The sequence below is a fragment of the Aeromonas sp. ZOR0002 genome (assembly GCF_963866995.1).
Lineage (GTDB): Bacteria > Pseudomonadota > Gammaproteobacteria > Enterobacterales > Aeromonadaceae > Aeromonas > Aeromonas caviae.
Genome location: NZ_CAWMFQ010000128.1, coordinates 1 through 11,681 on the forward strand (window position 1 = coordinate 1; position 11,681 = coordinate 11,681).

The 11,681-nt window shown below is 63.2% G+C and carries 9 protein-coding genes; 4 read left to right on the plus strand and 5 right to left on the minus strand.

All coding sequences use genetic code 11. The features are described from left to right. From AACR77_RS07400 to AACR77_RS07415, 4 genes are all read left to right on the plus strand, one after another. A partial coding sequence (locus tag AACR77_RS07400; protein ID WP_042880643.1) for a methyl-accepting chemotaxis protein occupies positions 1-653 on the plus strand: 653 nt, incomplete at its 5' end. A gap of 104 nt (positions 654-757) precedes the next feature. Beyond that, positions 758-1,969: an ROK family transcriptional regulator gene (locus AACR77_RS07405; protein ID WP_041215063.1), complete on the plus strand. Its 1,212-nt coding sequence runs from the start codon at positions 758-760 to the stop codon at positions 1,967-1,969. Beyond that, entirely contained in the window at positions 1,966-3,549 is a 1,584-nt protein-coding gene (locus tag AACR77_RS07410) for an ATP-binding protein (RefSeq protein WP_042880645.1), read from the plus strand. Before AACR77_RS07405 ends, AACR77_RS07410 begins: the two co-directional genes overlap by 4 nt. Further along, entirely contained in the window at positions 3,550-4,215 is a 666-nt protein-coding gene (locus AACR77_RS07415; RefSeq protein WP_042880647.1) for a response regulator, read from the plus strand. It abuts the gene before it with no gap. Between the two features lie 61 nt (positions 4,216-4,276). Here the strand turns inward: AACR77_RS07415 and AACR77_RS07420 are convergent, their stop codons facing one another. The 5 genes from AACR77_RS07420 to AACR77_RS07440 form a co-directional block, all read right to left on the minus strand. Then, the gene (locus AACR77_RS07420) at positions 4,277-5,809 is read right to left on the minus strand and encodes a tripartite tricarboxylate transporter permease (protein ID WP_039041029.1); all 1,533 of its coding nucleotides are present in this window, start codon (positions 5,807-5,809) and stop codon (positions 4,277-4,279) included. A gap of 9 nt (positions 5,810-5,818) precedes the next feature. After that, positions 5,819-6,280 carry a tripartite tricarboxylate transporter TctB family protein gene (locus AACR77_RS07425; RefSeq protein WP_042880649.1) on the minus strand — a complete coding sequence of 154 codons (462 nt, stop codon included), beginning with the start codon at positions 6,278-6,280 and terminating at the stop codon, positions 5,819-5,821. Positions 6,281-6,322: 42 nt separating this feature from the next. Beyond that, on the minus strand, positions 6,323-7,288 hold the full coding sequence (locus tag AACR77_RS07430; protein WP_039041031.1) for a tripartite tricarboxylate transporter substrate binding protein: 966 nt from the start codon (positions 7,286-7,288) through the stop codon (positions 6,323-6,325). Positions 7,289-7,461: 173 nt separating this feature from the next. Further along, the gene (locus AACR77_RS07435; protein WP_052224789.1) at positions 7,462-8,994 is read right to left on the minus strand and encodes a lytic transglycosylase F; all 1,533 of its coding nucleotides are present in this window, start codon (positions 8,992-8,994) and stop codon (positions 7,462-7,464) included. A 177-nt stretch (positions 8,995-9,171) separates the two neighbouring features. Further along, positions 9,172-10,857 carry an aspartate:alanine antiporter gene (locus tag AACR77_RS07440; RefSeq protein ID WP_029314601.1) on the minus strand — a complete coding sequence of 562 codons (1,686 nt, stop codon included), beginning with the start codon at positions 10,855-10,857 and terminating at the stop codon, positions 9,172-9,174. Positions 10,858-11,681: the final 824 nt, after the last annotated feature.

The window sequence follows — 11,681 nt, forward strand, 5'->3', positions numbered from 1 at the left end:
CCACCAGCGATGCGGCCCGTGAGTCCGATGCGGCCCGCGGCGTGGTGAACAGCGCCATCGGCAGTATCAACCGGCTGGTGGACGAAGTGCATGTGGCGGCCGGGGTCATCGAGCAGCTCGCCCACGAGACCGGCAAGATAGGCTCCGTGGTGGAGGTCATTCGCGGCATCGCCGATCAGACCAACCTGCTGGCCCTCAACGCCGCCATCGAGGCGGCCCGGGCGGGCGAGCAGGGGCGCGGCTTTGCGGTGGTGGCGGACGAGGTGCGATCCCTCGCGGGCCGTACCCAGCAGAGCACCAAGGAGATCAACGAGATGCTCCAGCGCCTGCAGGGCGGAGTGAAACAGGCGGTGGAGGTGATGCAGGCCAGCGAGGCACGCAGCCAGGAGACGGTGCAGGAAGCGAGCCACATCGCCAGCTCCCTGGACAGCATGGTGGCGGCGGTCGGCACCATCAACGACATGAACATCCAGATCGCCACGGCCGCCGAGGAGCAGCACGCGGTCTCCGAGGAGATCAACAAGAACCTGGTGGCCATCCAGCAGATCGTCAGCGAGCTGACCGAGGCGTCCGGGGAGTCCAGCACCACCACCCGCGCCCTGGCAGGCACGGGTGACAAATTGCGCCAACTCGTCTCCCGCTTCCGTTACTAATCACATTTTTGCCGTCTGGACAGGATTTCCAGACGGCAAATTTGGGGATCGGCGCAGAATGTGTGAAAATCGCGCCATTCGTTCCTTTCGTTAGCCCCAACCCTATGAATGAGATCGTGAAAGGCAGTATCGATTTGATCCGTCAGCTCAACTACGGCCTGGTCTATGCCAGCTTGGAGGAGCACAAGGAGCTGTCCCGTACCGATCTGTCCCGTCTGACCGGCCTGTCGCCTGCCAGCATCACCAAGATCACCCGCGAGCTGCTGGACGGCGGCCTGGTGATCACCTGCGGCGAGAGCTCGGTGGGGCGTGGCCGTCGCCAGACCCTGCTGCGCATCAATGAGCGCCGCTTCCAGTTTCTCTCCATGCGCCTGGGGCGCGGCTATGTGGACATGGCCCTGTTCGATCTCGCGGGCCACTCCCTGGCGCGCCATCGCCATGTCTTCAACGAGGCGGAGCGTGCCGAGCTGCTGGCCAGCCTGGTGCGGGCCATCGAGGGCTTTTTGCCCAAGAAGGCGCTGCGTCTGGCCTGCATCGCCCTCTGCCTGCCCGGCCAGGTGGAGCGCCACTCCGGCATGGTCAAGCATTTTCCCTATTACGATCTGCGCAACTGGCCCCTCGGTCCCACCCTGCAGGAGGCCTTCTCGGTACCCGTGCTGGTGAGCGGCGACGTGCGCACCTGGATCCAGGCCGAGCGGGAGTGGGGCGCCGCCAGGAACTGCTCGGATGCGGTGCTGGTGTTTGTGCACAACGACATCGGGGTCGGCATGGTGGTCAATGGCCAGCTCATCGAGAGCGAGTCGGCTCTGCTCGGGGATCTCAGCCACCTGCAGCTCGAACCTTATGGCCAGCGCTGCTACTGCGGTGGCTTCGGTTGCGCCTGCACCCTGGTGACCAATCAGGCGCTGGAGGCGCAATATCGGGAGCTGCGCGAACGGATGCAGGAGTTCGATCTGCCCGAAAGCGTCACCATCCGCGAGCTGTGCGAGCTGGCGTTGGCGGGCAACAGCCTGTGTCAGGACATCCTGCACCAGGCGGCGGGCCGCCTCTCCCGGGTGCTGGCGAACCTCATCTGCTTGCTCAACCCGGGCAAGCTGCTGCTCGGGGGGGAGATCACCCGGGCCGATCGACTGCTCTTCCCCATGCTGCACCAGTCCCTGGCAAGCCAGTTGCCGGCGGAATACCTGGTGCGCCTGCAGATCGAATCCACCCACTTTTACGAAGATCCCACCAAACCCACCTCGGTGCAGGTGCACAAGGCCCTGCGCGATGGCAGTCTGCTGCTTGACTTGTTGCGAGGCGACAAGGAGGCATGAGGCTCGGGTTGCAAGGACGCTTCCTGCTCATTCTCTGTCTGGTCAGTCTGTTGCAACTGGTGTTGCTGAGCGGGGCCAGCTACTACTATGTCGCCGAGCAGCGCTACCGGGAGGTGGGGGATCAGGCCCTGGATGTGGCACGGCTGGTGGCCCGTGAGCCCGGCGTCATCGCCGGGGTGAAGCGAGCCGATAGCACCCGCCTCAACGTGCTGGTGGAGCGGATGCGGGCCGAGGTCGGTGCCAGCTACATCGTCATCGGGGACAGGCAGGCCACCCGCCTGGTGCACCCCAATGCGGACAGGATAGGCAAACCCATGATGGGGGACGATCCCGGACGCGCCCTACGGGGGGAGTTCTACATCTCCCGCGCTCAAGGGTCCCTCGGGGTCTCGGTGCGCGGCAAGGGGCCCATCCGGGATGAGATGGGCAGGGTCATCGGCGTGGTCTCTGTTGGTTATCTGGTGCGGGACATAGAGGCGGACCTGCAGGGCTTCCTGCGCTTTGGCCTCGCAATGACACTGCTCATCGTGCTGCTCAACAGTGTCGCCGCGGCCTGGCTGGCCAAACGCTACAAGCGGGCCCTGCTGGGGTTTGAGCCCGAGCAGATCGGCCGCCTCTATGCGGAGCTCGACTGCACCCTGCGCACGGTGCGCGAGGGGATACTCACCATCGACGAGCAAGGCAGGCTCACCTCCCTCAACCCCAACGGCATCCGGCTGCTGCGCCTCGATGAGCGGGCTGCGCAGGCCGCCATAGGCCAGCCCGTCACCCGCTTGCTGCCCGGCAGCCGCATGCTCTCCCTCATTCAGGATCCCCGGCCCCAGTATGACGAGGAGATAGTGCTCAACGGTCAGTCCCTCATCGTCAACCGGCTGCCTCTGGTGCAGGAGGGTCGGCTGATCGGCGCCGTGTCGAGCTTTCGGCGCAAGGACGAGTTGGCCGAGCTCAGTGCCCAGCTCTCCCAGGTGCAGGCCTACAGCGATCTGCTGCGGGTGCAGACCCACGAACACAACAACCAGCTCGGCACCATCGCCGGCCTCATCGAGCTGGGGGCCACCCGGGAGGCGCTCGCCTTCATCGGCCGGGAGGCGGCCACCGAGCAGACCCTCCTGAGCTTTTTGATGGGGGCCATCGCCAAGCCCAAGGTGGCGGGCCTGCTGCTTGGCAAGTACCACAGAGCCCATGAGCTGGGACTGGTGCTGGAGGTGGATCCGGATTCCCGCCTGCACGACATCCCCGCCCGGGTCAGCGGCTCCCAGCTGGTGACCCTGCTTGGCAACCTCATCGACAACGCCTTCGAGGCGACCCGCGGCCATGGCGCCCCCTACCAGCCGATCCGGGTCTCTTTGAGCGATCTCGGCCAGGATCTCATTCTGGAGGTGGAGGACGGGGCCGGCGGCGTCGATCCCGCTTTGGCGGACACCTTGTTCGAGCGCGGGGTCAGCAGCAAGCCCGAGCCAGGACACGGTATCGGGCTCTCCCTGGTGCGCAAGACACTGGATGCCCTGCAGGGTACCATCACCATCGAAGCCACGGCGCAGGGAAGTTGTGTCGTCTGTTACATACCCAAGGAGGTATGAGTGATCAAGATCCTGATCGTCGAGGATGATCCGGCCATTGCCGAGATCCACCGTCGCTTCGTGCAGCGCCTCGCCGGTTTCGAGGTGCTGGGGGTGGCGCTCACCCTGTTCGATGCCAGAGAGCAGATAGAGATCCTCAAACCCGATCTGGTGTTGCTGGATGTCTGGCTGCCGGACGGGGAGGGCTTCTCCCTGCTGCGGGAGTTGCGCCAGCGCGGGGCCCACCTCGACGTCATCCTGCTCACCGCCGCCCGTGAGGCCGCGGCACTGCAGGAGGCGATGCGCCTCGGGGTGGTGGATTTCATCTTGAAACCCGTGGTGTTCGAGCGACTGCGCGATACGCTCGACAAATATTGCCAGAGCCGCGCCGCGCTTGCGGCGCTGGCGGACATCGATCAGCAGGCGGTGGATGCGCTCCTTGGCTCCCCGTTGCAACAGGTGGCGGCGGGCGGCCTGCCCAAGGGGATAGACGCCCTCACCCTGCAAAGGGTGCTGGCGGCCCTCCATCTGGAGGGGGCCAGCGCCGAGGAGATAGGCAGCCGGGTCGGGGTGAGCCGCACCACGGCGCGCCGCTATCTGGAGTTTCTGGTGGGTCAGCAGCTGGCGAGCCCGGAGCTGGAGTACGGCACCGTGGGCCGGCCGGAGCGGCGCTACCGTCAGCGCTGAGTGGCCGGTTCCAACTCAAGAAAAAGAGCGCCTTTTGGCGCTCTTTTTGTGATGGCTGGGATCAGGTCGGGTCGGATTGCAGGGTCGCTACCGGCGTGCGACGGGCCTGCCACCACTGCCAGAGCGGCAGCAGCAGCATCACCAGGGTGACCAGGGTGAAGCCCAGGGTGATGGGGCGCTCCCACAGGAAACTCAGGGAGCCGTCGTTGATCACCAGGGCCCGGCGCAGGTTGTCCTCCAGCATGCCTCCCAGGATGAAGCCGAGCAGCATGGGGGCCATGGGGAAGTCAAGCAGGCGCAGCCCGATGGCCACCAGGGCCACCAGCACCATCACATAGATGTCCATGGTGTTGAAGGAGACCAGATAGACCCCGATCAGCGAGAACAGCAGCACCATGGGGATGAGCACGGGGCGCGGCACTTGCAGGATCTTGGCCAGGTAGGGAATGAGCGGCAGGTTGAGGATCAGCAGCACCACGTTGCCCAGATACATGGAGATGATCACCGACCAGAAGACGTCAGGGTGCTCCATGAAGAGGCGCGGGCCGGGCTGGATGCCGTAGGCGATGAGGGCCCCCAGCATCAGGGCCGTGGTGCCGGAGCCCGGGATCCCCAGGGTCAGCAGCGGCACGAAGGCCCCGCTGGAGGCGGCGTTGTTGGCCGCTTCCGGCGCGGCTATGCCGGTCAGACTGCCCTTGCCAAACTCGTCCCGTTTGCCCTTGCGGGCGAAGTTGCGCTCGGCCCCATAGGCCATGAAGGAGGCGATGGTGGCACCGGCCCCCGGCAGCACGCCGATGAGAAAGCCCAGCACAGAGGAGCGGGCTATGGGGGGCGCTATCTCCTTTACCTCGTCCCGGCTCAGCTTGAGGGAGCCGAGCTGCTGCATCTTGCTCGCCTCCTCCTGGCTGGTGTCCTTTCCCGGGCGCAGCACCGTCATCAGGATCTCTGCCAGGGCGAAGGTGGCCATGGCCAGCAGCAGGAAGGAGAAACCATCGCGCAAGTCCGGGAGACCGAAGGTGAATCTGTCCACCCCGACGCTGCGGTCGATGCCGACGGTGGAGATCATGATGCCAAACAGCGCCATGATCAGCGCCTTGAGCACCTGGCCCTTGCCGGCGAAAGCCGCCACCGCGGAGAGCCCGAGCACCATGAGGGCGAAGTAGTCCGCCGACTGGAAGGCGAGGGAGACCTTGGCGAGCAGGGGCGCCGCCACCATCAGGAAGATGGCCGACAGGGTGCCGCCGACGAAGGAGGCGTAGGCGGCGATGGCCAGCGCCTTGCCCGCCTGCCCCTTGCAGGCCAGCGGATAGCCGTCGATGGCGGTGATCATGCTGGCGGAGCAGCCCGGGGTGTTGATCAGGATGGAGGCGGTGGAGCCGCCGAACATGGAGCCGTAATAGACCCCGGCCATCAGGATGATGCCGGAAGCCGGATCCAGCCCGTAGGTGATGGGGATCATCAGGGCGATGGCGGTGACCGGGCCCAGCCCCGGCAGCATGCCGATGAAGGTGCCGACGAAGCAGCCGACCACCACCATGAAGAGGTTGATGGGCATCATGGCGGTGCCAAGCCCTTGCAGGATTCCGTCTAACATGGGTTCTCCTTATCCCAGCAACTGGGTGAACAGCCGACCCGGCTCGAGATAGACATTGAGCCCCTTGGTCAGCAGGGCCCAGAACATGAGGGTGAAAGGTATGCTCACCTTGCAGGCGAAGGCGAGGCTCTGCTCGCCCATCAGCCGGATGCCGCCGATGAGGAACAAGATGGTGGCGAAGAGGAAGCCGAGCCAGCCAAGGGCTAGGCCATAGACCAGCATCAGCCCCAGCAGGGCGAACACCAGCCGCCAGTTGCCGGACTCCTTGCCCAGTCGCTCTCCTCCCGGGGAACAGATCAGGATCAGGGAGAGCAGGACCCCGACACCTGCCAGGGCATAGGGCAGGGTGCTGGCGGTAAAGGGTTCATATTCGTCCCCCGGGTAGCCGGGGATCTGGGTGGCGTGATAGCCGTAGGCGAGGGAGAGCAGCAAAAACAGCAGTCCCCCGAACCTTTCCTTGGTCAGTGGCATGATGACTCCGATGGGCGGGCCTGGCCCGCCACAGGCTGAGGGTTATTTGATGAAGCCGAGCTCGCGCATCAGGCCGCCGATCTGCTGCTCCTGGCTGTTGAGGAAGGCAGTGAACTCGGGACCGGCCTGATACTGGTTGATCCAGCTGTTGCGCGCGCGCACCGCTTCCCACTCCGGCTTGTCGTACATCTGCTTGAGCAGAGCGGCGAACTCGGCGGACTGCTCGGGGCTGACGTCGGGGGAGGCGAAGTAGCCGCGCCAGTTCGCAAACACGGTGGGGTTGCCCTGCTCGGAGAAGGTGGGCACCTGGCTGGCGTCCGGCATCCGCTCGGGGGCGGTGACGCCGAGGATCCGCATCTGGCCGGACTTGACCGCCTCCATCGCCTCGCCAAAGCCGGTGGAGAGCACCTGGGTTTCCCCCGCCAGCACCGCCGCCATGGCGCTGCCGCCGGCGTCATAGGCCACGTAGCGCAGCTTGCCGGCATCGGCCCCCGCATTCTTGAAGGTCATGGCGGCCACCAGGTGATCCAGACTGCCGCGGGCGGAGCCGCCGGCAATCTTCACCTTGGCGGGATTGGCTTCATAGGCGGCCAGCAACTGGGCCCAGTTCTGATAGGGGGAGTCCAGGGGGACCGCCAGCGCCTGATAGTCGGCGATGATGGCGGCGACCGGGGTGAGATCCCGGAAGGATTGCGGCAGCTCCTTGGAGAGGGACTTGACGATGATGGGGGTGGAGTTGACCAGCAGCGTCTTGTCGGACTGTGCCGAGGTCTCGATCAGGTGGGCGATGGCCTTGGCGCCGCCGCCGGCCGAGATGTTCTGGTAGGAAGCGGTGTTGATGAGGCCGGACTTGGTCAGAGCCTCGCCGGTGCCACGGGCCGTGTTGTCCCAGCCGCCGCCGGCGCCGCCCGGGATCAGGAAGTGGACTTCGTCTATCTTGGCCTGGACGCCGAGGCTGGCCCCCAGCAGGCAGCAGAGCAGGGTGCGCTTGAAGGTTCCTTGCAACATGGTGTTCTCCTTGTGATTGTTGCAAGAAGGTTAATTAATCATGTCTGGCTGGAAAACAATCTGGCCGTATGGCTATTAAGGCTGTTGTGACCATTGTGTTCATTCTGGTCATGGGCCGAAGAGGGGGGCGCGCATAGAAACGAAGCGCCCGTGAGCGCCTCGTCCGGCAAGGATCACTGGGTCGGTTTCGCCGCCGATGTGCTGACGTCCTCCTTCGCCTCCTGTTTCAGGGCATCGCTCGCCTGCTGGCGCAGGACAACCTGTTCCATCACCAGCTTGTAGGCGATGTAGTACTTGTAGATGTTGCCCACATAGGTGACCGTCTCGGGGCCGATTTTCTCCGCTGCCACGTACTCGACGTTGTGAAACCAGACGTTGGGATCCAGCCCCCGTTTTCTGGCCTCGGCGCGGAGCCGCGCCACCCGGGCGGGACCGGCATTGTAGGAGGCGAACGAGAAGAGGGCCTTGTCGAGGGCGGTCATGGGCTCGTCCGCATAGTAGTGATCGATCATCCAGCGCATGTATTTGACGCCGCCGTGAATATTGGGCTCGAGCTTGCGGATGTCGCCGACCTTCAGCCCCTTGCCGGTGGCGGGCATGATCTGCATGATGCCGATGGCGCCCACATGGCTGCGGGCCTGGTGGTTGAGGGCGGACTCCTGGTAGCCCTGGGCCGCCATCAGCAGCCAGTCCATGTCATAGCGTTCGCCATATTCACGGAACAGCTCGACCACCTGCAGGAATTTCTTGCGCTCCGCCTCGGCGGCGGCGCTCTTGACGAACTTGTTCTGCTTGAGATAACGGGCCAGGATCTCGTCCCCCGTCGCCTTGCCACGCAGCGCCTTGATCTGCTCGTTGAGCATGGCGAGCAACTGGGGGCTCTCCTTGCGCACCGCCCAGGCGATGACGCCCCCTTCCCGGAACACGGGGGCGTCGTGAATGGTGATCCCGGGGAAAATCTTTTGCCAGAAGCGGGCCTTGTGCTCGTCCATGACGATGAAGGGGAGCAGGCCCGCATTGACCATCTCCACCAGATCTTCATCTTCGAGCACCTCCGAGGCGGGCTGGAGGTCGATGAGGGGCTCTCCCGCCGACTTGCGGGCCTGGTTGTAGGCCACCAGGCTCTCGTAGTAGCTGGAGGAGGGGCGCACGAAGACGCGCTGGCCCCCGAGATCGGCGGCGCTTTCCACCTTGGGGGAGAGGGGGCCGGAGACGAGCAGCTCCCGCACGTTTTCAAGCAGGGGATCGGTGAAGGCGATACCCTGCTTCTTGCGCTTGTCCGTGATGGTGAGATTGGCGGCGGCGATGTCGCCTTTGCCCTCGATGAGGGAGGTCAGCAGGGCTTCCCGGGCCACGGGAATGAAGACGAAGTGCACCTTGAGGTGGCGTTTGATCGCCTTTTGCTTGCGCAACTGTTCGTTGAGGCGCTTTTCCACCTGCATGAAGGCATCGTAGGTGACGCCCCGCTGCACGCCCTTGGTGATGAAAAATCCCGTCTTGTTGTAGGTGGTGAGCACTCGGATGGTGCGCTGCTCCAGCATGACGTCGAGATCCCCCAGCCTGGGTCTGGCAAGCTCGTCGTTTGCAAAGCTCAGGGCGCTTTTCTCCGTCTTTTCCTCGGGGGCCACCTGCTTGCCGGATTCGGCTCCCCAGGCTGGCGTCAGGGAGCAGAACCACCAGATCACAATCATCCATGCGCGTTTCATCACTTACACCTCGCTCGTTTTATTGAGTGTAAGTGGCACCTTGTAGAGGATTTAGCTTATTGGGTTTGATAGAGATGGTCCCATAGCACGATTTCCACTATTCCATCCAGGAGTGCCCGCCCATGAAAAAAGGAGCCTCGAGGCTCCTTTATTTCTGCGTGTTGCGGGCCCGTTTGGCTAGAACCAGAAGCCGATGATGAAGGAGCCCGCCAGGGTCAGCATCACGTTGGCCACCGCATAGGTGCCGGCGTAGCCGAGCGCCGGGATGGAGCTGTTGGCCGCCTCGTTCACCACGTCCATGGCCGGGGCGCAGGTACGGGCGCCCGTGATGGCACCAAGTAGCAGGGCCGGGTTCATTTTGAGCACCCAGACACCGAACAGGTAGCCTACCAGCACCGGCAAGGTGGTCACCAGCATGCCGGAGAAGAGCACCACCATCCCCACTTCGCTCAGGTGATCAAGGATGCCGCCCCCGGCCTTGAGGCCGGTGCTCACCATGAAGACGGCAAGACCGAGATCCTTGGCAAGGCGCAGGGCGCCTGGTGGCACATAGCCCACCGTGGGGTGGTTGGCACGCAGGTAGCCCATCAGGATCCCCGCCAGCAGCAGGCCGACGGCATTGCCGAGGCCGAACTCTATCTGGCCGAACACCAGGGAGACGGAGCCGATGAGCAGGCCCAGCACGAAGAAGGTGGCGAAAGCCACCAGATCCGTGGTCTGGCTATGGATGCTGATGAAGCCTATCTTGTTGGCCAGCAGCTTGACCCGCTGCTTCTCGCCGCTGATCTGCAGCACGTCGCCCTTTTGCAGCATGATGTTGCGATCAAAGGGCATCTCTATCTGGGAGCGCACCACCCGGTTGAGGAAGCATCCCTTCTCGGTGAGGTTGAGCTCCACCAGATGGCGACCCACCACGGCATCATTCTTCACCACGATCTCTTCGGTGACGATCTGCAGGTCAAGAAGGTTTCGATCGAACACCTCCTTGCCGTTGCGGTAGTTGACGTCGAGCTTCTCGTGGCTCTCGGGGTAGCCCACCAGGGCGATCTCGTCCCCTTCCTGAATGACGGCGTCACCATCGGGGCTGGCCAGAATGCCGTTGCGGCGAATGCGCTCCACATAGCAGCCGGTGTGGGGATAGATGCCGGTTTCGCGCAGGGTACGACCGCCGATCCAGGCGGCGAGCTCCGGGCCGACCCGATAGGCGCGGATGATGGGCAGATAGGTCTTGCGGCTCTCGCTGTCGGAGAGCCCCCGCTCGCGGGCGATCTTCTGGGCCTCGGTGTTGAGATCCAGCCTGGCCAGGGAAGGAAGGTAGCGCACCACCAGCATCAGGCCCACCAGGCCCACCAGGTAGGTCAGAGCGTAGCCGATCCCCATGTTGTCGAGCACCGACTGCATGTCGGTCTGGTGGGGCAGGTTGAGCAATCCGCTTCGCAGGGCGTCCTGGGCCCCCACCAGGGCCGGCGTGGAGGTGAGGGAACCTGCCAGAATGCCGGCGGCCATGCCGGGCCCCAGATTGAAGAACTTGGCGAGCCCCACGGTCAGCAGCAGGGCCGACAGCAGGATCACCAGGGTCAGGGTGATGTAGTGGATGCCGTCGCGAAGGAAGACGCTGAAAAAGTGCGGCCCCGCTTCAATCCCCACGCAGAATATGAACAGCATGAAGCCGACGTTTTCAGTGGAGGTGGAAAACTGGAATCCCATCTGGCCAAACAGCAGGGCGGTGAAGAGCACGCCTATGGTGTTGCCTATCTGGAAGTTGCCGATGCGTACCTTGCCCAGCAGCAGCCCGAAGGCCAGTACCACGAACAGCAGCAGGGAGTCGCTTTGATGTAGCAGTGTCACGAAATCTATGGTCATGCCCGGAAAAACCGAGGAAAAAAGTGGGGCCGATATTGTGCCGGATCCTGTATCAAGAAAGAAGCGCCAAAGCGGATTAACAGCCAGTTAAGTGCTGGTCTCTTCGGTGAAGGCAGGGATGCGAGGGGGGGATGGGGAAAACACCTCTATTTTACGCTGCAAGGCCCGCTGTCAATGAGTGAAATATGCTGTCGAGCCGGGAGGGGATGACGCTCCTGTGGACAATTTATTACCTGCTGCATGGGGAGCAAACGGGCATGTTTTTCAGCATTTTCCACTGAGGAAATTGAAGGGTGACAAAAGAGACTCATGACTCATCCGGCGAGGGCTGACCCGCAGGACGCGGCATAGCGAAAAAAAATCCCCCACAGGCAGCACCGCGAGTCGATTCATCCCATTTAGGGGGGAAGGGAAAAACAGCAGAAAATGGGGAAGAGGGGAGGCGGCCAGCGCAAACCGGGGACAATGGCTGCCAGCCCAGATGAACCGTGGCTTTGGTCAAGTTACCCACAGAAACTGTGGATAACCCTGTTCATGAAACTTGGCGATCAGGCTGAAAGCCGCGCCAATACTGGGCTGCAAGGACTGTTCAAAAAATACCTGCAATAAATTGTTTCTATAAAAATCAAATAGTTATGCGCAGCAGAACAAAACGCTGCTGGTCAGTATCGGGAGATCAAAAGGGAGTCAGGCCGCAGGGAAGGGCTTGTGCATTAAAATTGGAAGAGGAAAGCACTAAAGTGGATAACTTGCACCGAGATGGTGAGGAATTGGCTCCCCCGACTGGACTTGAACCAGTGACATACGGATTAACAGTCCGCCGT

Coding starts and splice junctions, on each gene's coding strand:
- AACR77_RS07435 (WP_052224789.1), bottom strand. CDS start 8,994: ATGAAACGCGCATGGATGATTGTGATCTGGTGGTTCTGCTCCCTGACG.
- AACR77_RS07430 (WP_039041031.1), bottom strand. CDS start 7,288: ATGTTGCAAGGAACCTTCAAGCGCACCCTGCTCTGCTGCCTGCTGGGG.
- AACR77_RS07440 (WP_029314601.1), bottom strand. CDS start 10,857: ATGACCATAGATTTCGTGACACTGCTACATCAAAGCGACTCCCTGCTG.
- AACR77_RS07405 (WP_041215063.1), top strand. CDS start 758: ATGAATGAGATCGTGAAAGGCAGTATCGATTTGATCCGTCAGCTCAAC.
- AACR77_RS07410 (WP_042880645.1), top strand. CDS start 1,966: ATGAGGCTCGGGTTGCAAGGACGCTTCCTGCTCATTCTCTGTCTGGTC.
- AACR77_RS07425 (WP_042880649.1), bottom strand. CDS start 6,280: ATGCCACTGACCAAGGAAAGGTTCGGGGGACTGCTGTTTTTGCTGCTC.
- AACR77_RS07420 (WP_039041029.1), bottom strand. CDS start 5,809: ATGTTAGACGGAATCCTGCAAGGGCTTGGCACCGCCATGATGCCCATC.